The organism is Mesorhizobium sp. C277A (assembly GCF_040324395.1).
In the GTDB taxonomy this organism is placed as follows: Bacteria; Pseudomonadota; Alphaproteobacteria; order Rhizobiales; family Rhizobiaceae; genus Mesorhizobium.
In genome coordinates, this window is the sequence record NZ_JAMYVW010000002.1 from 4,891,938 (window position 1) to 4,914,986 (window position 23,049).

Annotated in this window: 21 protein-coding genes; 8 read left to right on the top strand and 13 right to left on the bottom strand. The window is 63.4% G+C overall.

Going from position 1 to position 23,049, the window contains the following annotated elements; translation table 11 throughout:
• Positions 1-64 precede the first annotated feature (64 nt).
• Positions 65-1,003, top strand: coding sequence for a tyrosine recombinase XerC (locus NKK52_RS24100; RefSeq protein WP_023670529.1), 939 nt, complete (start codon positions 65-67; stop codon positions 1,001-1,003).
• Positions 1,004-1,077: 74 nt separating this feature from the next.
• Positions 1,078-2,142, top strand: a complete 1,065-nt coding sequence (locus NKK52_RS24105) for a TraB/GumN family protein (RefSeq protein ID WP_023683873.1) — start codon at positions 1,078-1,080, stop codon at positions 2,140-2,142.
• 847 nt (positions 2,143-2,989) lie between these two features.
• Here the strand turns inward: NKK52_RS24105 and lpdA are convergent.
• The 11 genes from lpdA to mdh form a co-directional block, all read right to left on the bottom strand.
• Complete coding sequence (lpdA, locus tag NKK52_RS24110; protein WP_023683872.1) at positions 2,990-4,396, bottom strand: dihydrolipoyl dehydrogenase; 1,407 nt, start codon at positions 4,394-4,396, stop codon at positions 2,990-2,992.
• A gap of 23 nt (positions 4,397-4,419) precedes the next feature.
• A complete protein-coding gene (locus NKK52_RS24115) occupies positions 4,420-5,175 on the bottom strand; it encodes an SDR family oxidoreductase (protein WP_023683871.1) in 756 nt (251 codons plus the stop codon).
• Complete coding sequence (locus NKK52_RS24120) at positions 5,172-5,678, bottom strand: hypothetical protein (protein ID WP_023736766.1); 507 nt, start codon at positions 5,676-5,678, stop codon at positions 5,172-5,174. The genes NKK52_RS24115 and NKK52_RS24120 overlap by 4 nt, the downstream gene beginning before the upstream one ends.
• Positions 5,675-6,412 carry a DUF4241 domain-containing protein gene (locus NKK52_RS24125; protein ID WP_050485860.1) on the bottom strand — a complete coding sequence of 246 codons (738 nt, stop codon included), beginning with the start codon at positions 6,410-6,412 and terminating at the stop codon, positions 5,675-5,677. The genes NKK52_RS24120 and NKK52_RS24125 overlap by 4 nt, the downstream gene beginning before the upstream one ends.
• Positions 6,413-6,428: 16 nt before the next feature.
• On the bottom strand, positions 6,429-7,721 hold the full coding sequence (gene odhB, locus NKK52_RS24130; RefSeq protein WP_023683869.1) for a 2-oxoglutarate dehydrogenase complex dihydrolipoyllysine-residue succinyltransferase: 1,293 nt from the start codon (positions 7,719-7,721) through the stop codon (positions 6,429-6,431).
• Between the two features lie 48 nt (positions 7,722-7,769).
• Complete coding sequence (locus NKK52_RS24135; protein ID WP_352630001.1) at positions 7,770-10,757, bottom strand: 2-oxoglutarate dehydrogenase E1 component; 2,988 nt, start codon at positions 10,755-10,757, stop codon at positions 7,770-7,772.
• A gap of 127 nt (positions 10,758-10,884) precedes the next feature.
• Positions 10,885-11,790 (bottom strand): succinate--CoA ligase subunit alpha, encoded by a 906-nt coding sequence (gene sucD, locus NKK52_RS24140; protein WP_023683867.1) that lies wholly within the window; start codon positions 11,788-11,790, stop codon positions 10,885-10,887.
• Positions 11,791-11,802: 12 nt separating this feature from the next.
• Positions 11,803-12,294, bottom strand: a complete 492-nt coding sequence (locus NKK52_RS24145) for a DUF1579 family protein (RefSeq protein ID WP_023683866.1) — start codon at positions 12,292-12,294, stop codon at positions 11,803-11,805.
• A gap of 2 nt (positions 12,295-12,296) precedes the next feature.
• Positions 12,297-12,668: a cupin domain-containing protein gene (locus NKK52_RS24150; protein WP_023683865.1), complete on the bottom strand. Its 372-nt coding sequence runs from the start codon at positions 12,666-12,668 to the stop codon at positions 12,297-12,299.
• A gap of 6 nt (positions 12,669-12,674) precedes the next feature.
• Positions 12,675-13,868: an ADP-forming succinate--CoA ligase subunit beta gene (gene sucC, locus NKK52_RS24155; RefSeq protein ID WP_023683864.1), complete on the bottom strand. Its 1,194-nt coding sequence runs from the start codon at positions 13,866-13,868 to the stop codon at positions 12,675-12,677.
• Between the two features lie 33 nt (positions 13,869-13,901).
• Entirely contained in the window at positions 13,902-14,870 is a 969-nt protein-coding gene (gene mdh / locus NKK52_RS24160; protein ID WP_023670541.1) for a malate dehydrogenase, read from the bottom strand.
• Between the two features lie 233 nt (positions 14,871-15,103).
• Here mdh and NKK52_RS24165 point away from each other — a divergent pair, with 233 nt between their 5' ends.
• On the top strand, positions 15,104-15,532 hold the full coding sequence (locus NKK52_RS24165; protein WP_023683863.1) for a GNAT family N-acetyltransferase: 429 nt from the start codon (positions 15,104-15,106) through the stop codon (positions 15,530-15,532).
• A 206-nt stretch (positions 15,533-15,738) separates the two neighbouring features.
• Here the strand turns inward: NKK52_RS24165 and zapE are convergent, their stop codons facing one another.
• Both zapE and NKK52_RS24175 read right to left on the bottom strand, forming a co-directional pair.
• Positions 15,739-16,923 carry a cell division protein ZapE gene (gene zapE, locus NKK52_RS24170; RefSeq protein ID WP_023683862.1) on the bottom strand — a complete coding sequence of 395 codons (1,185 nt, stop codon included), beginning with the start codon at positions 16,921-16,923 and terminating at the stop codon, positions 15,739-15,741.
• Positions 16,924-16,953: 30 nt separating this feature from the next.
• Complete coding sequence (locus tag NKK52_RS24175; RefSeq protein WP_023687689.1) at positions 16,954-17,493, bottom strand: protease inhibitor Inh/omp19 family protein; 540 nt, start codon at positions 17,491-17,493, stop codon at positions 16,954-16,956.
• A 372-nt stretch (positions 17,494-17,865) separates the two neighbouring features.
• On the opposite strand from NKK52_RS24175, the gene NKK52_RS24180 reads away from it, so the two are divergent.
• From NKK52_RS24180 to ftsY, 5 genes are all read left to right on the top strand, one after another.
• Positions 17,866-18,489 (top strand): hypothetical protein, encoded by a 624-nt coding sequence (locus tag NKK52_RS24180; RefSeq protein WP_245263098.1) that lies wholly within the window; start codon positions 17,866-17,868, stop codon positions 18,487-18,489.
• A gap of 98 nt (positions 18,490-18,587) precedes the next feature.
• Positions 18,588-18,749, top strand: a complete 162-nt coding sequence (locus NKK52_RS24185; protein ID WP_023683859.1) for a DUF1328 family protein — start codon at positions 18,588-18,590, stop codon at positions 18,747-18,749.
• A gap of 74 nt (positions 18,750-18,823) precedes the next feature.
• Positions 18,824-19,708 (top strand): diaminopimelate epimerase, encoded by an 885-nt coding sequence (gene dapF, locus NKK52_RS24190; protein ID WP_023683858.1) that lies wholly within the window; start codon positions 18,824-18,826, stop codon positions 19,706-19,708.
• Positions 19,708-21,027 carry a tRNA (N(6)-L-threonylcarbamoyladenosine(37)-C(2))-methylthiotransferase MtaB gene (gene mtaB / locus NKK52_RS24195; RefSeq protein ID WP_023683857.1) on the top strand — a complete coding sequence of 440 codons (1,320 nt, stop codon included), beginning with the start codon at positions 19,708-19,710 and terminating at the stop codon, positions 21,025-21,027. The genes dapF and mtaB overlap by 1 nt, the downstream gene beginning before the upstream one ends.
• A gap of 12 nt (positions 21,028-21,039) precedes the next feature.
• On the top strand, positions 21,040-23,016 hold the full coding sequence (gene ftsY, locus NKK52_RS24200; protein ID WP_352630013.1) for a signal recognition particle-docking protein FtsY: 1,977 nt from the start codon (positions 21,040-21,042) through the stop codon (positions 23,014-23,016).
• The last annotated feature ends 33 nt before the right edge of the window (positions 23,017-23,049 follow it).

The following is a 23,049-nucleotide window of genomic DNA, read 5'->3' on the forward strand; positions in this document are numbered from 1 at the left end:
CCCGTGGCCATTTCAATGACAGGTTCTTCACCGCTTCCTAACCCGGCTGCCTGACAATGGCGGCATGCAGGAATTTCTCATCCCGGCAAAACCCGACCTCCAGGCAGCGCGCGAAAGCTGGCTGAAGATGCTGGCGCGCGAGCGTCGGCTGTCACCGGCGACTGTCGAGGCCTACGAGCGCGACACGCGCCAGTTCCTGCATTTCCTGACCGGACATTGCGGCGGCTCGCCCGGCATTTCCGACATCGCAACCTTACGCCCGGCCGATCTGCGCGGCTTTCTTGCCGCGCGGCGCAACGCTGGCGCTGGCGCCCGCACGCTCGGCCGGGGTCTTGCCGGCATCCGTTCGCTGCTGCGTTTCCTCGAACGGCGCGGCCTCGCCAACGCCGCGGGTGCAGCAGCTTTGCGCGCGCCGCGCCAGCCGAAATCGCTGCCCAAGCCGCTGACCGCCAGCGATGCCAAACATGTCGTGTCGGTGGAAGGCCAGCTGGCTGAAGAGCCCTGGATCGCCGCCCGCAACGCCGCCGTGCTGACGCTGCTTTATGGATCGGGCCTGCGCATTTCCGAAGCGCTGGGCCTCAGCGCCGCCGACCTGGCATCGGAAGCCGACACCGTGCTGCGCGTCACCGGCAAGGGTGGCAAGACACGGCTGGTGCCGGTGCTGCCGGTGGCGCTCAGGGCAATCGCCGAATACCGAAAACTGTGTCCCTACCATCTCGATCCCAAGGGCCTGCTGTTTCGCGGCGCCCGCGGCGGGCCGCTCAACCCGGCCATCGTCCAGCGCGACATGGCCAGGCTGCGCTCGGCGCTGAACCTGCCTGACACCGCGACGCCGCACGCGTTGCGCCATTCCTTCGCCACCCATCTGCTCGGGCGCGGCGGCGACCTGCGCACCATCCAGGAACTGCTCGGCCACGCCAGCCTGTCAACGACGCAGGTCTATACCGGCGTCGACACCGCAAGACTGCTCGAGATTTACGAATCCGCGCATCCCCGCGCGTGACCACTGTATAAGTCCAGGACAATTTCCCCACGCCGGTTAACCGTTTCGCCGCTTTTCAGTCCTAGAACCGCACCATGAAACGCGCCCTTGCCATTGCCGATCGCGCGGCCCTTGTGTCGCTGAAGCTGCTCGTCGCGCTCAACGCCGTGTTTTGCCTGTCTTTTCTCGTCGTGCTGCTGCTTGCCATGGGCAGGGCGCATGCCGAAGCCCCGGCCTGCGCCGGCGCCGATCTGCTGTCGGCCCTGCAGAAGGAAGACCCCGCCACCTATTCCAGGATCGAGACGGAAGCAGCAGCGACGCTGAACGGCAAGGGCCTGTTGTGGAAGCTGGAGAAATCAGGCGAAAAGGCATCCTTCCTGTTCGGCACCATGCACATGACCGACCCGCGCGTGACCACTCTGCCGCCGGCAGCCAGGAAAGCCTATGACGCCGCCGGCACCATCATCATCGAGACCACCGACGTGCTCGACAAGCAGAAGATGATGGAGGCCATGCTCAAGGAACCCGAGCTGATGATGTTCACCGACAACACGACGTTGTCGTCGCTGTTGTCGCCGGAGGATGCGGCGGTGGTGAACAAAGGGCTCGATGCGCGCGGCATTCCGCCGGCGAGCGTCTCCAAGATGAAGCCGTGGCTGCTGTCGGCCATGGTCGCGCTGCCGGTCTGTGAGGTCGCCCGTCAGGCAGGCGGCGCACCGGTTCTGGACGTCAAGCTGGCGCAGGACGCCAAGGCCTTGGGGAAGCCGGTGGAAGGGTTGGAGACCGCTGCCAGCCAGCTGCGCGCCATGGCCTCGCTACCGATTGCGTTCCACATCAAAGGGCTGGTCGAGACCCTGAAGCTCGGCGACAAGATAAACGACATCAACGAAACCATGATCGTGCTTTACCAGCGCGGCGACACCGGCACCTTCTGGCCGCTGTTGCGTTCGATCTCGCCCGACGAAGACGACGACGCAGGTTACGCCGAATTCGACCGGACGATGATCACCGGCCGCAACAAGGTCATGGCCGACCATGCCGCACCGATCCTGGCCAAGGGCAATGCCTTCATGGCCGTCGGCGCCATGCATCTTCCCGGCCCCGAAGGCCTGGTCGAGGATTTTCGCAAGGCCGGCTATACCGTCACCGCCGTCGACTGAGCAGCGCCCGTCTTGAATACCGAATCACGTAAGCCCGGCTCTGTGCGGTGCGCAACTGATTCGCAAAGCGGAGGCGGTTGGCCCTATTTTTGGCGGAAAAGGCCAGCTAAGCTCGTTCTACCTCGTTCGTGATTGATTTTGCGGGGGAAATACAGGCCAACGAGCGGTTGCGAATCAGAATTTTCCTGCGTTCGTCAATTTGAAGGCCTAGTATGAACCCGTTCAACGGTTGCGCGTTGAGGGGTGTTGATTGATGCTTTTCATCCACGGAGGACACTTTTATGGCGAACCCTAACGATCCAGCGCCCAGGTCGGGTGGTGGCAGCGGCTGGCTGATTGCGCTGGTCGTCGTCATCCTTGCGATTGTCGCGTACTATGTTTTCGGCAGAAGCGGCGAACATCCTGCACCCGCAGAGCCGCCGGCAGCCAGCACACCGGCGCCCGCACCTGCACCGGCTGAGCCGATGAAGCCCGCCGAACCGGCTCCCGCACCAGCCCCTGCGCCCGCACCGGCTCCTGCGCCAGCCCCGGCGCCCGCGCCTGCTCCGGCGCCGAGCCCGTAATCTGGCCAACTGATCTGGCATCTTGCTTCCAACCCAAGAACGGCCCGCTGAAAAGCGGGCCGTTTTGTTTGGGGCACCTATCGGCGAGCGTCGCGATTCTTCACCGCCCCTCTGTGCTGCCGGACATCTCTCCTCAAGGGGGAGATCGGCTGTCTCACGAACAGCCCAGGTTAGAAACGTGAGAAACTTGAAGGCTCGCGACGCGGCGGTGAAGTCCAATCTCCCCCGTTGAGGGGGAGATGGCCGGCAGGCCAGAGGGGGGGTGCTGTCCCTCCAGCGTTTCCTTAAATATGGATCGGCTTGAAGAACGTCGCCAGCGCCGCTTCCTTGACCGCTTCCGACATCGTCGGATGCGCGTGGCAGGTGCGGGCGAGGTCTTCCGAGGAGCCGCCGAACTCCATCAGCACCGCCGCCTCATGGATCATCTCGCCGGCGCCGAAGCCGACAATGTGGACGCCGAGCACGCGGTCGCTGGCTTTGTCGGCGAGGATTTTCACGAAGCCGTCTGTGTGCAGCATGGCGCGCGCGCGGCCGTTGGCGGTGAACGGGAATTTGCCGGTTTTGTAGTCGATGCCGGCCTTCCTCAGCTCTTCCTCTGTCTTGCCGACCGAAGCGATTTCCGGGCTGGTGTAGACGACGCTCGGAATGACGTCGTAATTCACATGGCCGGCCTGGCCGGCAATGGTCTCGGCCACCGCCACGCCTTCATCCTCGGCCTTGTGCGCCAGCATCGGCCCGGCGATGACGTCGCCAATGGCGTAGATGCCGGCCACGTTGGTCCTGAGATGCCCGTCGGTCTTGACCCGGCCGCGCTCGTCGACCTCGACGCCGGCTTCTTTCAACCCGAGGCTGTCGGAATAGGCCCGGCGTCCGGTCGAGATCAGCACCGCGTCGGCCTCGATGGTCTCGGCCGCACCACCCTTGACCGGTTCGAACGCAACGGCGGCGCCCTTTTTGGCCTTGGTCACCCCTGTCACCTTGGCGCCGAGCTTGAACTCGAAACCCTGCTTGGAAAGCAGGCGCTGGAACTGCTTGGAGACCTCGCCGTCCATGCCGCCCAGGATGGTGTCGAGGAATTCGACCACGGTGACCTTGGCGCCGAGCCGTGCCCAGACCGAGCCGAGCTCCAGACCGATGACCCCACCGCCGACCACCACCAGATGTCCCGGCACTTTCTCCAGCGACAGCGCGCCGGTCGACGATACGATCACCTTCTCGTCGATGTCGACCTTGACGCCGGGAATGCCGGCGACATCGGAGCCCGTGGCAATAACGATGTTTTTCGTCTCGATCTCCTCGACCTTGCCGTCCTCAGCCGTCACCAACACCTTGCCGGCCGCAACCACCTTCCCGGTGCCACGGAAACTATCGATCTTGTTTTTCTTGAACAGGAAGGCGACGCCATTGACGTTGGCCGAAACGGTCGCGTCCTTGTGCGCCATCATCTTCTTCAGATTGAGTTTCGGCGCCGGTATCTCGACGCCCAGCGCATCGAAGGAATGGCCGGCCTCGGCGAACATCTCCGAGGCATAAAGCAGCGCCTTGGATGGGATGCAGCCGATGTTCAGGCAGGTGCCGCCGAAAGTGGCGTTCTTCTCGACCACCGCGACCTTGAGCCCGAGCTGTGCCGCCTTGATGGCACAGACATAGCCGCCCGGTCCCGACCCTATGATAACGACATCATAAGCCATGTTCGTTTCCCTTAGCTTGGGGCTCAGCGGCCGCCGCTTACATTCAGGATTGCGCCCGTCGTGTAGGACGCTTCATCCGACAAAAGATAGAGAACGGCATGCGCGACTTCATCCGCCGTGCCGGCTCGTTTCATCGGCAGCATGTCGCGGAACCGCTCGACCCGGTCCGGCTGGCCGCCCGAAGCGTGGATCTCGGTGTCGATGATGCCCGGCCGTATCGCGTTGACGCGCACGCCTTCGGTCGCGACTTCGCGCGCCAGGCCGAGCGTAAAAGTGTCGATCGCCGCCTTGGACGCTGCATAGTCGACATATTCGCCGGGCGAGCTGTGTAGCGACGCCGCGGACGAGATGTTGACGATGGCGCCGCCCTGGCCGCCATGCTTGCTCGACATGCGTTTGACCGCTTCGCGCGCGCACAGGAACGAGCCGATGACGTTGATGCGCATCATGCGCTCCAGCCGCGCCAGGCTCATCTCATCGACGCGCGCCTTGACGTCGACGACGCCGGCATTGTTGACCAGCGCGTCGAGCCGGCCATAGGCGCGATCGACGGCTTCGAACATGGCGACGATGTCGGCTTCGACGCCGACGTCGCCCTTGACGGCAAATGCCTCGCCACCCGCCGCCTCGATTTCGTCGACCAGCGCCTTGGCGGCAGCCTCGTTCGAGGCATAGTTGACCGCGACCCGGTAGCGCGCCTTTGCCGCAAGCCGGCAGGTGGCCGCGCCAATGCCACGACTGCCGCCGGTGACCAGAAGCACCTTCTTGGACGCGCTCATTCCTGGCAACCTTTCAGCAGAAACACGTCCCATGGCAGTTTTGAGAAACCGTTCGGGCCGAAGGCCGTCGACATCTGCAGCGACGGCCCGAGATCGGGGAAGATCAGGCTCTGCGGCGCGTCCGTGCCTTCCGCCGCCAGGAGCGCGATGTTGCCCTTGTCGTCGGCGCTGTAGATGACGCCATGCCAGACCGTGCAGGCGGCAAGCTCGTCACCGGTGACGTCGCCGGTCGGGCATTTGTACATCAGCGACCCTTGCGGTCGCGAAACACCGGATGTCCACATGACAATGCCGTCGAGAACGATGCCCTTGTCGAGCACCATCTTGAACGAGTTGGTGACGGTGACCGCATCCGTCGTCGGCCGGAAATCAATGCCGGCCTCGCTTTCGGCATCGCCATAGACAGCAAGCGCCAGCGGGCAGGCGGCATGCGCCTCGTAACCCGCTGCGAGAACAGCCAGCCCGGCCATAAATCCGATCATTGGCGAAGCGATGTTTGTCATGAATTGCTCGGGCTGCTCTCGCGGCCGTCGGCGTTTTCGAGCACCTCGAAATCGGTCATCAAGACCAGCGGCTCGCCGGCCGCATCCAGTCCCCAGAAGGAATAATAGTTCCCATCACCGAAGCCAGTGTCGAACATGGCTATATTAAGCGGATTTCCATCAACCGGATTATCCATGCGGAACTTGTCGAACGAGCATGCAACGTCAGCAAGATAGCTGTCGAGTTCCTCCTGCTCGGACATCAGCGTCAGAACCGACTTGTCCATGAACGAAGCAACATTATCATCGACAATAAATCCAGACTTCCAGGACGATGTGCCGACGTCGCGGACGAAGGCAGCCAACTCCCACCGCACCGGCAAGCCAGTGCCAAACCGCAATACCGCTGCAGCAACACGGCCTTGCGCCTCAAGCAACGTGACTGGATAGCATCCCGGCCTGACCTTACGGCTAAACACAGGCCGTTCCAGCCCGGTAATCAGTGGATCGCAAGCGATGATTTCGCCGGTCGGTAGCTCAAGCTCACCGATCGCGGTGACGATGATCTTCCGCTCCGCCATTTCGGCTTCGCTGAGAGCGAAGACACCGAGATTGCTGCTCGCCGGCGCCGAATCCCATTCAGTCGAGGTCGCCGGCGGAGAGATGGCGGCGGAAGCCGCCGGCCGGGAACGCCTCAATACGCTACCCGCTACTCGACCCAGCTTGAACCCAAACCGCGCCAGCCAGCCGCTCATGACGGATCAGCTCCGATCACAAATCAAGCACCAGCCGTTCGGGATCCTCCAGGCTATCCTTGACGCGGACCAGGAAGGTCACGGCTTCCTTGCCGTCGACGATACGGTGATCGTAGCTCAGCGCCAAGTACATCATCGGCCGGATCACGATCTGGCCGCCGACCACGACCGGCCGGTCCTGGATCTTGTGCATGCCCAAAATGCCGGACTGCGGCGCATTGAGGATCGGCGTCGACATCAGTGAGCCGTAAACGCCGCCATTGGAGATGGTGAACGTACCACCCTGCATGTCGGCGACCGACAGCTTGCCGTCCCGCGCGGCAATGCCCAGCCGGCCGATATCCTTTTCGATCTCGGCAATCGACATTTGGTCGGCATTGCGCACCACTGGCACGACGAGACCCTTTTCGGTGCCGACGGCAACGCCGATATGGGCATAGTTCTTGAAGATGATGTCGGTGCCGTCGATCTCGGCATTGACCGAGGGGATTTCCTTCAATGCGTGCGTAACCGCTTTGGTGAAGAAGCCCATGAAGCCGAGCTTCACGCCGTGCTTCTTCTCGAAGATGTCCTTGTACTTGGTCCTGAGCGCCATCACCGCCGACATGTCGACCTCGTTGAAGGTGGTCAGCATGGCGGCGGTCGACTGCGCTTCCTTGAGCCGGCGCGCAATGGTCTGGCGCAGCTTGGTCATGCGCACGCGCTCCTCGCGCGACGCATCGTCGCCCGAGGACGGCGCACGCACGGCGACCGGAGCCGGTGCGGCCTTCGGAATTTCGGCCGGCTGCGACGGCGCGCCCTTGGAAATCGCGTCGAGCACGTCGCCCTTCAGCACCTGGCCGCGCTTGCCCGAGCCAGAAACCTGGTCGACCGACAGATTGTTCTCGGCGATCAGCTTTGCGGCAGCTGGCGCCGGCGGCATTGTGCGCGGCTCGACCGGCCCGGCATCGCCGGCTATCTTGGCGGTCTCGGCCGCGGCCTGCTTGGTCGTATGTGCCGCGTCGGGGCTCGACGCCTGCGACACAGCTTGCGGCTTGGTCTCCTGCTTGGACGCCGGGGCGGCCGTGGCGACGCCTGCCGAGATCGAACCCAGCAACGCGCCGACGCCGACGGTCTCGCCTTCCTTGGCGGTGATCTCGCCCAGCGTGCCGGCGGCGGCGGCAGGCACCTCCACCGTCACCTTGTCGGTTTCGAGCTCGACCAGCGGCTCGTCGACGGCAATGGCATCGCCGACCTTCTTGAACCACTTGCCGATGGTCGCCTCGGTGACGGATTCGCCGAGAGTGGGAACGCGGATTTCGGTAGCCATTGTGCCTGTTCCGTTTCTTCTCTGTCTGTTCTATTCGCCGGGTTTGTTCTATTCGCCGAGCGCGTCTTCGAGCAGGGCGGCGAGCTGCGCCAAATGCTTCGACATCAAGCCGGTCGCCGGCGATGCCGCCGCAGGACGTCCGGTATAGCGCACCCGCTGGTGCTTGGCGTCGATATGCGCCAGCACCCATTCCAGATACGGATCGATGAACGACCAGGCGCCCATATTCTTGGGTTCCTCCTGGCACCACACCATCTCGGCATTGCGGAAGCGCGACAGTTCGGTGATCAGCGCCTTGGCCGGGAACGGATAGAGCTGTTCGACGCGCAAGAGATAGATGTCGTTGATGCCGCGCTTCTCGCGTTCCTCGTAGAGGTCATAATAGACCTTGCCCGAGCACAGCACGACGCGGCGGATCTTGGAATCCTTGGTGAGCTTGATCGTCTGGTTCTGCAGCAGCTGGGCATCGTCCCACAAAAGCCGGTGGAACGAGCTTTCGCCCGAAATCTCCGGCAGCGTCGACACTGCCCGCTTGTGGCGCAGCAGCGATTTCGGCGTCATCAGGATCAGCGGCTTGCGGAAGTCGCGCTTCAGCTGCCGGCGCAATATGTGGAAGTAGTTGGCCGGCGTGGTGCAGTTGGCGACTTGCATATTGTCTTCGGCGCAAAGCTGCAGAAAGCGCTCGAGCCGGGCCGAAGAATGCTCCGGACCCTGGCCTTCATAGCCATGCGGCAGCAGGCATACCAGGCCTGACATTCTGAGCCACTTGCGCTCGCCCGACGAGATGAACTGGTCGAACACCACCTGGGCGCCGTTGGCGAAATCGCCGAACTGCGCTTCCCAGAGCGTCAGCGCCTTCGGCTCGGCCAGGCTGTAGCCATATTCGAAGCCAAGCACCGCCTCTTCCGACAGCATCGAGTTGATGACTTCGTAGCCGGCCTGTGCCGCCGACAGATTGTTGAGCGGGATGTAGCGGGTCTCGTCCTTCTGGTCGTAGAGCACGGAATGGCGCTGCGAGAAGGTGCCGCGTTCTGAATCCTGGCCGGAGAGCCGGATCGGATTGCCGTCGAGCAGGATGGCGCCGAAGGCCAGCGCCTCGGCCGTCGACCAGTCGATGCCTTCGCCGGAGTCGATCGCCTGGCGGCGATTTTCGAGGAAGCGGATGATGGTCTTGTGCGCCTCGAAGCCCTTCGGCACCTCGGTCAGTTTCTTGCCGATGTCCTTCAGCACCTTGACCGGCACGGCGGTCTTGCCGCGGCGTTGTTCGTCCTGGTTGTCGGCCGTGCGTAGGCCGGACCAGGCGCCGTCCAGCCAGTCGGCCTTGTTGGGCTTGTAGTGCTGGCCGACTTCCCATTCGGATTCCAGATGGGCGCGCCAGTCGGCCTTCATCTTGTCGAGTTCGGCCTGGCTGATATGGCCCTCGGCGATCAGCCGCTCGCCATAGATCTGCACCGTCGTCTTGTGGTTGCGGATGTTGGCGTACATGATCGGCTGGGTGAAGGCTGGCTCGTCGCCCTCATTGTGGCCGAAGCGGCGGTAGCAGAACATGTCCACCACCACCGGCTTGTGGAACTTCATGCGAAATTCGATCGCCACCTTCGTGGCATGCACCACCGCTTCAGGGTCGTCGCCATTGACGTGGAAGATCGGCGCCTCGATCATCTTGGCGACGTCGGACGGATAGGGCGACGAGCGCGAGAAGCGCGGATTGGTGGTGAAGCCGATCTGGTTGTTGATGATGAAATGCAGCGTGCCGGCGACGCGGTGGCCGCGCAGGCCCGACAGGCCGAGGATTTCGGCGATCACGCCCTGGCCGGCAAAGGCGGCGTCGCCATGCAGAAGCAGCGGCAGCACCTTGGCGCGCTCTTCCAGCGGCACGATCTCCTCGCGGCTGCGGCCGAACAGATAGTCCTGCTTGGCGCGCGCCTTGCCCATCACAACCGGATCGACGATTTCCAGATGCGAGGGATTGGCGGTCAGCGACAGATGCACCTTGTTGCCGTCGAATTCGCGGTCCGACGAGGCGCCGAGATGGTACTTGACGTCGCCCGAGCCCTCGACCTCGTCAGGAGCGGCCGAGCCGCCCTTGAATTCGTGGAAGATGGCGCGGTGCGGCTTGGCCATCACCTGGGACAGCACGTTCAGCCGGCCGCGATGCGCCATGCCGAGCACGATCTCCTTCATGCCGAGCTGGCCGCCGCGCTTGATGATCTGCTCCAGCGCCGGGATCAGGCCTTCGCTGCCATCGAGGCCGAAGCGCTTGGTACCCTTGTACTTGACATCGATGAACTGCTCGAAGCCCTCGGCCTCGACCAGCTTCTGCAGGATCGCCTTTTTCCCCGTAGCGGTGAAGGAAATCTCCTTGTCGGCGCCCTCGATGCGCGCCTGGATCCAGGCCTTCTCCTCGGGATCGGAAATGTGCATGAACTCGACACCGAGCGTCGAGCAATAGGTGCGGGTCAGAATTTCCAGCATCTGCCGGATGGTGCCGAATTCGAGGCCGAGCACATTGTCGAGGAAGATCGGCCGGTCGTAGTCGGCTGCGGTGAAACCGTAATTCTCCGGCGACAGCTCGTTATAGTCCTCAAGCGGCTTGGCGATGCCGAGCGGGTCGAGATTGGCATGCAGATGGCCGCGCATGCGGAAGGCGCGGATCATCATGATGGCGCGCACCGAATCGCGCGTCGCCTGATGCACGTCGGCATCCGACAGCACGACGCCATTGGTGACCGCCTTGTCCTTGACCTTCTTTTCCAGATGCTTCTCGACGATGCCCCAATTGCCGTCCAGCGCCGACACCAGTTCGCCATTGGCCTGCAGCGGCCAGGAGGGCTTTGCCCAGGAAGCGCCCTTAGCGTTCTTGCGCACATCGCCGGCGTCGTCCTTCAGCCCGGCGAAGAAGTCCTGCCATTCGGGGTTTACCGACTCTGGATCATCCTCATAGGACGCGTACAGCGCGCCGATATAGTCGGCATTGCCGCCATACAGGAAAGAGGTGAGCGAAAATTGGTCGTTGGCCTGATCTTGTCTTGCCATTTTTGTCCGCGGAGCCTGGCTCCGTCTCCTTTTCAAAAGCGAATAGGGAGTAGCGAATAGCGAGTAGGGATTTTCCCGGGTCGCGCCGTTACTCTCTTTTCCCTATTCGCTATTCACTACTCGCTACTCACTTAGCCTTGATCGCCTCGACCAGTGTCGTGCCCAGACGCGCCGGCGATGGCGATACTTTAATGCCGGCCGATTCCATCGCCGCGATCTTGTCTTCCGCGCCGCCCTTACCTCCGGAAATGACCGCGCCCGCATGGCCCATGGTGCGACCGGCCGGCGCGGTGCGCCCGGCGATGAAGCCGGCCATCGGTTTCCTGCGGCCGCGCCTGGCCTCGTCCTTGAGGAACTGCGCGGCGTCTTCCTCGGCCGAACCGCCGATCTCGCCGATCATGATGATCGACTTGGTCTCGTCGTCGGCGAGGAACATTTCGAGCATATCGATGAACTCGGTGCCTTTGACGGGGTCGCCGCCGATACCGACGGCGGTGGTCTGGCCGAGGCCGACATTGGTGGTCTGGAACACTGCCTCATAGGTAAGCGTTCCCGAGCGCGAAACAACGCCGACCGAGCCCTTGCGGAAGATGTTGCCGGGCATGATGCCGATCTTGCATTCGTCGGGGGTGAGCACGCCGGGGCAGTTCGGGCCGATCAGCCGCGAGGTCGAGCGGTCGAGCCGCGCCTTGACCCTGACCATGTCCATCACCGGAATGCCTTCGGTGATGCAGACGATCAGCGGGATCTCGGCTTCGATGGCTTCGAGGATGGCTTCGGCGGCGCCCGCCGGCGGCACATAGACCACCGAGGCATTGGCGCCGGTCTTTTCCTTGCCCTCGGCAACGGAAGCGAAGATCGGCAGGTTTTCGCCCTTGGCGCCGGTCCAGGTCTCGCCACCCTTCTTGGGATGGATGCCGCCGACCATGTTGGTGCCGTGATAGGCCAGCGCCTGCTCGGTGTGGAACGTGCCGGTCTTGCCGGTCAGGCCCTGAACCAGCACCTTGGTGTTCTTGTCGATGAGAATGGACATCGGAGCCCTTTTCTAAAAACCGTTGATCGAGGAAGGCGAAACGCGCCGGTAGACGCCGCTCACCATGTCTTGCCAGCTGTCGCTGCCGGCAGGTTTGAGATGCAGTCGCATCCGGTAGGCATCGACATTGTCGAAAATATACGTCACGCGTGCTGAGCCACGCGGCGACGACCGCTCCAGAACCAGCTCATCGCCGTTCCACGTTCCTGTGGCCGGCGTGGGCGGCACAAAACCCATGGAGTCGAACTGGTGCATGGTGAAGAGCCTGTTTGGCTGGTCGAAGCCGAACACGCTGTGCGAGCCGAACGAGACCGTGCCGTCGCGGCGCTGGCGATAGCGCTGGACAACGAACAGTCCGCCGAACTGTGGCTCTGCCAGCACGTCCGACGTCGCCGGTCCGCCATCGGCCCACTGCGTTTCCGCCACCTCTTCCTCGCCGCGCCACGCGCCGACCAGCGCCTGCAGGCGCTGGTGATCGGCCGAGAGCGAGGAGAACGCGTTCATGATCAGAGCCGCTTCACGTCGGAGACGGTGAGGTCGCTCTTGGCGTTGCCGGTGTTGAGCGTCGTTGCCGGTTCGAACATCAGCACCACCGGCTCGGCGGTCAGCGACCGCGGCCGGTGCTCGACGCCGCGCGGCACGACGATGAAATCGCCCTCGCCGAGCTCGACCGGACCGTCGCGGAAATCGATGGCGATGCGCCCGCGCAGGACGAGGAAGGCTTCGTCCTCATGCTCATGCGCATGCCAGTCGAAGGTCTCGCCGAACTTGGCAACCTTCGCCTGGCTGTCATTGACATCGCCGGCGATGTGCGGATCGAAGACCTTGGTGATCTTCGCGTCCGCCGCCTCGACGAGGTTTATCTTGCGTGGAGGCATTCGCCTTCAGCCCTTCACCGCCGCCACGATCTTCTTGGCTGCGTCGTCGAGATCGTCGGCCGACACGACGTTGAGGCCGCTGTCGTTGATGATCTTCTTGCCGAGTTCGGCGTTTGTGCCTTCGAGGCGCACCACCAGCGGCACTTTCAGGCCGACTTCCTTGACCGCGGCAATGACGCCCTCGGCAATGATGTCGCACTTCATGATGCCGCCGAAGATGTTGATCAAAATGCCTTCGACCGCCGGGTCCCTGGTGATGATCTTGAACGCTGCCGTCACTTTTTCCTTGGACGCACCGCCGCCGACATCGAGGAAGTTGGCGGGTTCCGCGCCATAGAGCTTGATGATGTCCATCGTTGCCATGGCAAGGCCGGCGCCATTGACCATGCAGCCGATATTGCCGTCGAGCGCGACATAGGCGAGGTCGTATTTCGACGCCTCGATCTCCTTCTCGTCCTCTTCGGTGGTGTCGCGCAGTTCCATCAGTTCGGGATGGCGAAACAGCGCATTGTTGTCGAACGACACCTTGGCGTCCAGCACGCGCAGCCTGCCGTTCTTCATCACGATCAGCGGGTTGACCTCGAGCAGGCTCATGTCCTTCTCGACAAAGGCCTTGTAGAGGATCGGGAACAGCGTGCCGGCATCCTTGGCGGCATCGCCGTTTAGTCCCAGCGCTTCCACCAATATGTCGACGTCGATGGTCGTCACGCCTGCCAGCGGATCGATGGCGCGGGTGATGATCTTGTCCGGTGTGTCGTGGGCGACGCCTTCAATGTCCATGCCGCCCTCGGTCGAGACGACGAAAGCGATGCGGCCGAGCGAGCGGTCGACCAGGATCGACAGATAAAGCTCGCGCTCGATGTCTGCGCCGTCCTCGATATAAAGACGGTTGACCTGCTTGCCGGCGGGGCCGGTCTGCTTGGTCACCAGCGTGTGGCCAAGCATCTCATTGGCGTTGGCAACGACTTCGGCAACCGACTTAGCCATCCGCACGCCGCCCTTTGCGTCGGGCGACAGTTCCTTGAACTTCCCCTTGCCGCGGCCACCGGCGTGGATTTGGCTCTTCACCACATAGAGCGGGCCGGGAAGCGCTTGTGCCGCGGCTTCCGCTTCGCTTGCCTTGAACACCGGCACGCCTTCGGCCACCGGCGCGCCAAACGACTTCAGCAGCGCCTTGCCTTGATATTCATGGATGTTCATCTGGATGGTCTCCGGATCGGCTGCTTTGGGGGATTACTTCGAGGCGAGGTGCGGGGCGATCTTGACGCAAGCCTCGGTCAGGCCCTGCACTGTCGCCACCGAAGCGTCGAACATCTTCTGCTCGGCCTTGTTGAGGTCGATCTCGATGATGCGCTCGACGCCGCCGGCGCCGATGACAACGGGAACGCCGACATAGGTGCCCTTGACGCCATACTGGCCCGAGAGATGCGCAGCACAAGGCAGCACGCGCTTCTTGTCCTTGAGATAGGATTCGGCCATCGAAATTGCGGAAGCCGCCGGCGCGTAGAAGGCCGAGCCGGTCTTCAAGAGGCCAACGATCTCGGCGCCGCCGTCACGGGTGCGCTGGACGATCTGGTCGAGCTTTTCCTTCGAGGTCCAGCCCATCTTGATGAGGTCCGGCAGCGGAATGCCCGACACCGTGGAATAGCGGATCATCGGCACCATGGAATCGCCATGGCCGCCGAGCACGAAGGCGGTGACGTCCTCGACCGAGACCTTGAACTCCTCGGCCAGGAAATAGCGGAAGCGCGCGCTGTCGAGCACGCCGGCCATGCCGACGACATGGGTCTTGGGCAGGCCGGAAAACTTCTGCAGCGCCCAGACCATGGCGTCGAGTGGGTTGGTGATGCAGATGACGAAAGCCTTGGGTGCGTATTTCTTCAGCCCGGCGCCGACCTGTTCCATGACCTTGAGGTTGATGCCCAGCAGATCGTCGCGGCTCATACCCGGCTTGCGCGGCACGCCGGCAGTGACGATGCAGACATCGGCGCCCTCGATCCCGGCATAATCATTGACGCCGGTCAGCCGGGAGTCAAAACCGTCGACCGGCGAAGACTGCGCGATATCGAGCCCCTTGCCTTGCGGGATGCCCTCGGCAATATCGAATAGCACCACGTCGCCGAGGTCCTTGAGGCCGATCATGTGAGCGAGCGTGCCGCCGATCATGCCGGAGCCGATGAGCGCTATCTTGTTGCGTGCCATGTGAGGAAATTTTCCCTTTATCTGTGACGACGCCCAAATCTCTGGTGATCTGGTTGACGGCGTCGAGGAAGAGGCCGGAATGCTGTGATCTCAGCGAGATTTCGCGGCATCCAGTAGACCTGGTGGAAAATATATTCAATCGATTATTTTCGAGTGAATGATTTCAATCGGTTAGAAACATCGGGGTTTACGTAAACGTCAAAGCCTGTAAGCCGACTTGAGAGGTTTACACAATGAGCGTGGAAATCAGAAGACTATATCCAGGCGATGACGCCCTTGTGAAGCGCATCGCCGAAGACGTGTTCGATGAACTGGTACGGGCCGACAGACTGTCCGCCTACCTCGCCTCCTCAGGTCATATGATGATTGTGGCACTGGCCGATGGCGTCGTCGTCGGCCAGTGTGCTGCCGTCATCCACCGCCACCTGGACAAGGTCAGCGAACTCTACGTCGACGAGGTCGGCGTCTCACCCGCCTACCAGCGCCATGGCATCGCGCGAAAGATGCTCGACGCCATGTTCGCGCTCGGCCGCGCGCAGGGATGCGGCGAAGCCTGGTTCGGCACCGAATCGGACAATGTTCCAGCGCGCGCGCTTTATGAATCGCGCAAGGAGGTGCATGGGCCGGCGGGGTCGTTTGTGATGTATGTGTACGAGCTTTAGGCGTCGGCGGGACAGCGCCCCCTCTGCCTTGCCAGGCATTTCCCCCACGAGGGGGGAGATCGGACGTCACGCGACCTTTCGCCAATCTCCAATGGCCGCAGGAATGAGCGGAGCGCCGAAACCGCCAATCTCCCCCCGTGTGGGGGAGATGTCCGGCAGGACAGAGGGGGGGCGAAGGATCACTACATAATGACCTCTTGGAACCCTCAGACCTGCGCTTCCGCGTTGTCCTTCTGCCGTTCCGCCCAGTCCTCCAGCCAGTCGCGGCTCTGCATTTCGATCAGGCGCGAGGCCGTGCGCTCGAATTCGAAGACCTCGTTGCCGCGCCTGGCCGTATAGAGCTCAGGCGGCGAGGCGTCGGCGCTTACCACCAGCCGCGTGTGATGATCGTAGAGCGTGTCTATCAGGAGGATGAAGCGCTTGGCCTCGTTGCGCTTGCCTTCGCCCAGCACCGGCACGTGATCGATGAAGACGGTCGAGAAGCGGCCGGCAATGGCCAGAAAATCGCGCGCGCCGAGCGGCTTTTCGCAGAGGTCGGCGAAGGAAAACCGCGCCGCATTGCCGGCAGCAGCCGGTATTCTCACCTGCCGCCCCTTGAGCGTCAGCGCGGTCTCGGCCGTCGGCGCTCCACGCGTCATCGCCTGCCAGGCCTCGTCGAGCACACGGTCGGCTTCGGCATCCGCCGGGGTGACATAAACCGGCGTGCGGGCGAGCTTTTCCAGCCGGTAGTCCTTGTCGGCATCGAGCGTCAGCACATGGGCGTGGCGCTCGAGAATGCTGATGAAGGGCAGGAAGAGTTGGCGGTTCAGCCCGTCGCGATAAAGATCCTGCGGCGCGACATTCGAGGTGGCGACCAGAACCACGCCATTGGCGAACAGCGCCGAAAACAGCCGCGACAGGACCATCGCATCGGCAATGTCGGTGACCGAAAACTCATCGAAGCACAGCACCCAGGCCTGTTCGGCAAGCTGAAGCGCGACCGGCGGGATCGGGTCGTCCTCCTTGACATCGCCGTTCTTGCGCGCCTGCCGGTGCTTCTGGATGCGGTCCTGCACATCGGCCATGAAGTCGTTGAAATGAACGCGGCGCTTGCGCCTGACCGGCAACAGCTCGAAGAACATATCCATCAGCATGGTCTTGCCGCGACCGACGCCGCCATGGATGTAGAGGCCCTTGACGGCCTCGCGCGTCTCGCGCTTGCGGGCAAACAGCCAACCGAGCGCGCTCGACTTGTGCGCCAGCCGCTTGACCGAGATCTCGTCGGTCAGCCGGTCGAGCGCGGCGGCGATGCGCTCCTGCGCAGGATCGCGCTCGATGGCGCCGGTTGCGACCAGATGGTCGTAGCGCTGCCTGACGGTCGCATGGGTCTGGAGGCCGTCACGCAGATGCATCGGTCACGTCGCTGTCTAGGGATAGGCAGCCTATCTTGTAAGCGATATCGGCAAGCCGTTGGTAGTCTGGCCGTCGAATTTCGAACCGCCCGAGGAATAGAGCCGCGCCAGCGTGCCGCCATTCTCGTCATAGAGCGTCAGCTGCTTGCCGGCGACGTTCCACGATTTGATGCCGTCGATGGGCGGCGGGCAATGCAGCGGCCCGGCGCGGAAGCCGGCGCCGAATTTGGTCTGCGGCGTCGCCACCTTGCAGCTCTGTCCGGACACGCTGGCGTTCCAAACGCCGGCAACGCTCGCAGCGGTAAGGTCGGAGGCTCCGGCCGGCGCCGATCCGTCCGGCGGCAGCGAGGCGACCTGCGCGCCTGCCGGCGCGGTCGGGAATTGCGACGGGTCGGTGGTGCCCGGCGCTGCCGGGGGAGGCAGCTGGCTTCCGCTCACCGTGCCGGCGGGCGCCGGCTGCAGCGGGGCGGGCTGCTGGTCATCCATCGATGAAAAACGCGAGGTCGAACAGCCGCTCGCAACGAGCGCTGCCAGCGATACGGCCATCAGCCCGCTTCTCGAAAAAATCATTCCAACCTCCGTCGGATCCGGCTGGGGGGAAGCCGTCCGCACAATCTCACCCCTCACCAAGATGGAGAAGGTGGCGAAATTTCAACCCGATATGGTTAAAATAGGGTTTGCACCACGAATTGTTGTAAATTTGTCGCAAAATGGCTGGCGCACAAAAGGCATGTCTTCGCTCTAGCGCGGTTCCAACCGGTACATTGGTTGCGAAAGCGGCACCGGAGCCCGCAGCAGTCGGCGCATCGGCGGTCGAGCGCAAATGCCGGCGCAAAACTGACTGAAGCGCTTGAGGCGCAAGGCCTGGGTGAGCGGTTTCGCGCCTTCCGTCCGGGCGAGATTTGGGACGTTCCCGAGATCGAGCGCGGCTGAAGTCTGCATTTGGCCGTTTACGGCACTGCCGTTTTAGCCGATGGTCTATCGCAACAGGGGGAACAGATGAAATCAATCTTGGCAGTTTTGATCGCGCTGGTAATTTCGACGCCGGCCGCTTTCGCGGGTGAAATCACCGATCGCGCCGCTGAAGCCGAAAAGGCACTGCAGGCGGGTGATGGTGCCGGCGCGCTGGACAAATTCCGCAGCGCCGAGGACGCTCTGTGGCAAGCGATGCCGCTTGGCGTGCAAAATGTGAAGCACATCATGTCGGCCAGCGGGTTCGGGGCCTACGCCGAGCGCCCGAACCATGTCTACAAGCCGGGCGAAGAGATTGTGCTTTATATGGAGCCGGTCGGTTACGGCTACGGCTCGGATGGGCTCGGCAACAACCAGATCGCGCTTTACGTTGACCTTACCGTGCTTTCCCAGTCGGGCGAGAAGCTGGGAACCGTCGAAAAGCTTGGCCGGGTCCAGCTCGCCTCGCGCTCGCATAACCGAGAGATGTTCTTCAAATTAAACGTCTCCCTGGATGGCGTTCCCCCCGGCAAATACCGCGCGGATTTCCTCATGCACGACGAGAACTCGCAAAAGACGGCGCCTTTCACGACCGACTTCGAGATTGCCGAATAGCGCGCCCAGTCGGAAAGAGCATCGCGGCAACGGAACCAGAGCGCCGCAGATGCGTTCTTAAGCCGGCTGCAGGCCAGTCAATTTGCGAGGCATTGTCCATGATCAAATGGATCATCATTCTTCTCATCGTTGCTGCCGCCGCCAGCCTGCTCGGCATGCCGGCGCTGGCCGGTGCCGCCGCCACCGGCGCGCGCGTGCTGATCGGCATCGTTCTCGTCATCTTCCTGCTGATCGTGCTCGGCGTTTTCGCGGTAACCTAAACGCAGCCCACACTGGTAATTCCCGCCCGTTTCCGCCATATAGCGGCGAAACGTACAGGAAATTACCTCAGATCATGGCAGGCACTGCCCCCTTCGCCAAGATGAACGGCATCGGCAACGAAATCATCGTCGCCGACATGCGTGGCCGTGCCGATAGGGTCACGGCGGCGTCGGCTGTCGCGCTGAACGCCGATGCGGCGACCAGGTTCGACCAGATCATGGCGGTCCACGATTCGCGCACGCCGGGCACCGCCTTTTACATCGACATCTTGAATTCCGACGGCTCGGGCGCGCAGGCCTGCGGCAACGGCATGCGCTGTGTCGTCCAGGCGCTGGCCGCCGAAACCGGCCAGAAGACTTTCACCTTCGAGACCCGCGCCGGCATCCTCAACGCCGTCGAACATGCCGACGGCACCATCTCGGTCGACATGGGCACTCCGCGCTTTGGCTGGCAGGACATTCCGCTGGCCGAGGAATTCCGCGACACCCGCATGATCGAGTTGCAGATCGGCCCCATCGACGCGCCGGTGCTGCATTCGCCTTCGGCTCTCTCGATGGGCAACCCTCACGCTATCTTCTGGGTCGACAACGATGTCTGGTCCTACGAACTCGAGCGTTTCGGCCCGCTGCTCGAAAACCATCCGATCTTCCCCGAGCGCGCCAACATCACCATCGCCCAGGTAACGTCGCCGGAGACGATGATCATCCGCACCTGGGAGCGCGGCGCCGGCCTGACCAAGGCTTGCGGCTCGGCCGCTTGCGCTTCCGTCGTCGCCGCTGCCCGCACCCGGCGCACCGGCCGCAGCGTTACGCTGATGACGCCCGGCGGCGGCTCGCTGCATGTGGAATGGCGCGACGACGACCACGTCATCCTGACCGGCGCTGCCGAATGGGAGTTTTCCGGCAATTTCGATCCGTCGACCGGCACCTGGGCCCGCGACACCGAAAGCGCGGCCTGATGTCTGCACTTGCCGATACCAAGGGCCCCAACTCCCAAGGCATAGACGTCGTCACCTTTGGCTGCCGTCTCAACACCTATGAATCCGAAGTGATGCGCCGCGAGGCCGAAAGCGCAGGTCTCGGCGCGCTCAAAGGCGGCGCCATTATCTTCAACACCTGCGCCGTCACCGCCGAAGCGGTGCGCCAGGCCAGGCAGTCGATCAGAAGGGCCCGCCGCGAAAATCCGGCGGCGCGCATCATCGTCACCGGCTGCGCCGCGCAAACCGAACCGCAGAATTTTGCCGCCATGGACGAGGTCGACCTCGTGCTTGGCAACGAAGAGAAGCTGAAGGCCAACTCCTACCGCGCGCTGCCGGATTTCGGCGTCAACGACACCGAGAAGGCGCGCGTCAACGACATTTTCTCGGTGCGCGAGACCGCCGGTCATATGGTGGACGCCATCGAGGGCCGGGCGCGCGCTTTCGTGCAGGTGCAGAATGGCTGCGACCACCGCTGCACCTTCTGCATCATCCCCTACGGCCGCGGCAATTCGCGCTCGGTGCCGATGGGCGCCGTGGTCGAGCAGGTCAAGCGTCTGGCCGGCAACGGCTATGCCGAGATCGTGCTGACCGGCGTCGACATGACCTCTTTCGGCGCCGACCTGCCGGGCGCGCCGAAGCTGGGAAAGCTGGTGAAGACCATCCTGAAGCAGGTGCCTGACGTGAAGCGGCTGCGGCTGTCCTCCATCGATTCGATCGAAGCCGACGACGATCTGCTGGACGCCATCGCCACCGAGCCCAGGCTGATGCCGCATCTGCATCTGTCGCTGCAATCAGGTGACGACATGATCCTGAAGCGCATGAAGCGCAGGCATTTGCGCGACCAGTCGATCCGCTTCTGCGAGGATGTGCGCAAGCTGCGCCCCGAAATCGTCTTCGGCGCCGACATCATCGCCGGCTTCCCGACCGAGACCGAGGAAATGTTTCAGAATTCGATAAAGATCGTCGAGGAATGTGGGCTGACGCACCTGCATGTCTTCCCGTTTTCGCCGCGCGAAGGCACGCCCGCCGCGCGCATGCCGCAGGTCCGCCGCGAATTGGTCAAGCAGCGCGCGGCCCAGCTGCGCGCCGTCGGCGAGGCCGCCTATCGCCGCCATTTGTCGTCGCTCCCGGGAACGCGCCAGTCGATCCTGGTCGAGCGCGACGGCCTCGGCCGCACCGAAGGGTTCACGCTTGCCGCGCTAGGCACAGGCGCGCCGGGCGAGATCGTCGAGGCAGACATCACCGGCCATGATGGGGCGCGCCTGATAGCCTCGCCCCTCACTGCCCGCGCCGCCTGAGACGATTGAAGCATGGCCGGTTTTTTCAAGAACATATTTTCGTTCGGCAAGAAGGAAGGCGTCGAGGAGCGCATCGACGAAACCGCTCCCCTGCCGCCGATCAAATGGGATGCGCTTGAGGCGCTGAAGCCGGCGGCCGAGCAGGTCGTTCCGGAGTTCTTGAAGCGCGAGGAGCCCGAGCCGCCGACGCCCCACCCTCCCCTCGATGGGGAGGGTCGCCACGAAGTGGCGGAGAGGGGTGAGAGCGCCGACGCCGGCGCCACTCACCCCCAAGCTTCGCTTGGGGCCTCCCCCATCGAGGGGGAGGTAAAGCCTGCGCCGCAGTCGGCGCCAGAAGAACCGAAGCCCGAACCCGCGCCGACCATCCCGCCCGCGCCGGAACCGGTCGTCCCATCCGAGCCGGAACCGTTGCCGGAGCCCGCGCCGGAAGAAGCCCCCGAACCTGAGACGCCTGCCGAGCCGCCGGAGCCCGAGGAAGTTCCCGCGCCGCCGGCTGTTCCGAAGCCCGCGCCCGAACCGCAGCCGCAAGAAGTTCCGGCCGCACCGGCCAAGCCGGAGGTTGAACCAGCGCGCCCGGAGAGGCAGCCGGAACCGGCCCCCGTTGAAGTACCAACGCCTGCCGAGGAGCCGGCCGAAGCACCAGCGCCGATCGAAGTGCCGCAACCGTCCGCGCCTCCCGCACAGCCTACCTCAGAGGTCAGCGCCGCCCCTCATCCGCCTGCCGGCACCTTCTCCCCGTATAGCCACGGGGAGAAGGACGAGGCGCCCCACCCTCCCCTCGATGGGGAGGGTCGACGCGAAGCGGCGGGGTGGGGTGATGGCGCCGACGCCAGCGCAAATCACCCCCACCCCCAAGCTTCGCTTGGGACCTCCCCCATCAAGGGGGAGGTAAAGCGCACGTCGGTTGAAGCTGTACCCGCGCCGGTCGAAGCCAAGACCATCGTTGCCGAGCTAGCGCCCGCGCCGGCCCCGCAACCTTCGCCACAGTCAAAACCAGCTCCCGGCAAAGTCACCGTCACCAAAAAGGTCGAGCAGAAAGCCGAGCCGCAAAAGAAGCCCGAACCGGCGCCGCGACGCTCCTGGTTCCAGCGCATGCGCGACGGGCTTGCCCGCTCCTCGAAAGAACTCACCGGCAACATTGCCGGCGTCTTCACCAAGCGAAAGCTCGACGAAGAGACGCTACAGGACCTCGAAGACGTGCTGATCCGCGCCGATCTCGGCATGGAAACAGCCTTGCGCGTCACCGATGCGCTCGCCGCCAGCCGCTATGGCAAGGATGTCTCCGACGCGGATGTCCGCACCATCATGGCGGCCGAGGTGGAGAAGGTGCTGGCCCATGTCGCCATGCCGCTGGAGCTCGACCTCTCGCACAAGCCGCATGTCATTCTGGTGGTCGGCGTCAACGGCACCGGCAAGACCACGACCATCGGCAAGCTCGCCGCCAAACTGACCGATGGTGGCCTGTCGGTGATGCTGGCCGCCGGCGATACCTTTCGCGCTGCAGCCATCGAGCAGCTGAAGATCTGGGGCGAGAGGACGAAGTCTCCGGTCATCGCCTCGAAGATCGGCGCGGATGCCGCCGGCCTCGCCTACGACGCTTTCGAACGCGCCAAGGAGGCCGGCTCCGACGTACTGATCATCGACACCGCCGGCCGGCTGCAAAACAAGACCGAACTGATGGCGGAGCTGGAAAAGATCGTGCGCGTGCTGGGCAAGCTCGATCCGGAAGCGCCGCATACCGTGCTGCAGACGGTCGACGCCACCACCGGCCAGAATGCGCTCAATCAGGTCGAGATCTTCCGCAATGTCGCCGGCGTCAACGGCCTGGTGATGACCAAGCTGGACGGCACGGCGCGCGGCGGTATTCTGGTCGCGATCGCGGCAAAGCACAAACTGCCGGTCTATTTCATCGGCGTCGGCGAACAGGTCGACGACCTCGAACCATTCTCGGCCGGCGAATTCGCCAGGGCGATCGCCGGCGTAGCGTAACAGGCAATGATCCCGAAGAGCTGACGGCTTTTT

Coding starts and splice junctions, on each gene's coding strand:
- lpdA (WP_023683872.1), bottom strand. CDS start 4,396: ATGGCTTATGATGTCGTTATCATAGGGTCGGGACCGGGCGGCTATGTC.
- dapF (WP_023683858.1), top strand. CDS start 18,824: ATGGCAGGCACTGCCCCCTTCGCCAAGATGAACGGCATCGGCAACGAA.
- NKK52_RS24165 (WP_023683863.1), top strand. CDS start 15,104: ATGAGCGTGGAAATCAGAAGACTATATCCAGGCGATGACGCCCTTGTG.
- NKK52_RS24175 (WP_023687689.1), bottom strand. CDS start 17,493: ATGATTTTTTCGAGAAGCGGGCTGATGGCCGTATCGCTGGCAGCGCTC.
- NKK52_RS24145 (WP_023683866.1), bottom strand. CDS start 12,294: ATGAACGCGTTCTCCTCGCTCTCGGCCGATCACCAGCGCCTGCAGGCG.
- sucC (WP_023683864.1), bottom strand. CDS start 13,868: ATGAACATCCATGAATATCAAGGCAAGGCGCTGCTGAAGTCGTTTGGC.
- ftsY (WP_352630013.1), top strand. CDS start 21,040: ATGGCCGGTTTTTTCAAGAACATATTTTCGTTCGGCAAGAAGGAAGGC.
- zapE (WP_023683862.1), bottom strand. CDS start 16,923: ATGCATCTGCGTGACGGCCTCCAGACCCATGCGACCGTCAGGCAGCGC.
- NKK52_RS24105 (WP_023683873.1), top strand. CDS start 1,078: ATGAAACGCGCCCTTGCCATTGCCGATCGCGCGGCCCTTGTGTCGCTG.
- NKK52_RS24120 (WP_023736766.1), bottom strand. CDS start 5,678: ATGACAAACATCGCTTCGCCAATGATCGGATTTATGGCCGGGCTGGCT.
- NKK52_RS24185 (WP_023683859.1), top strand. CDS start 18,588: ATGATCAAATGGATCATCATTCTTCTCATCGTTGCTGCCGCCGCCAGC.
- sucD (WP_023683867.1), bottom strand. CDS start 11,790: ATGTCCATTCTCATCGACAAGAACACCAAGGTGCTGGTTCAGGGCCTG.
- odhB (WP_023683869.1), bottom strand. CDS start 7,721: ATGGCTACCGAAATCCGCGTTCCCACTCTCGGCGAATCCGTCACCGAG.
- mtaB (WP_023683857.1), top strand. CDS start 19,708: ATGTCTGCACTTGCCGATACCAAGGGCCCCAACTCCCAAGGCATAGAC.
- mdh (WP_023670541.1), bottom strand. CDS start 14,870: ATGGCACGCAACAAGATAGCGCTCATCGGCTCCGGCATGATCGGCGGC.
- NKK52_RS24100 (WP_023670529.1), top strand. CDS start 65: ATGCAGGAATTTCTCATCCCGGCAAAACCCGACCTCCAGGCAGCGCGC.
- NKK52_RS24135 (WP_352630001.1), bottom strand. CDS start 10,757: ATGGCAAGACAAGATCAGGCCAACGACCAATTTTCGCTCACCTCTTTC.
- NKK52_RS24115 (WP_023683871.1), bottom strand. CDS start 5,175: ATGAGCGCGTCCAAGAAGGTGCTTCTGGTCACCGGCGGCAGTCGTGGC.
- NKK52_RS24125 (WP_050485860.1), bottom strand. CDS start 6,412: ATGAGCGGCTGGCTGGCGCGGTTTGGGTTCAAGCTGGGTCGAGTAGCG.
- NKK52_RS24150 (WP_023683865.1), bottom strand. CDS start 12,668: ATGCCTCCACGCAAGATAAACCTCGTCGAGGCGGCGGACGCGAAGATC.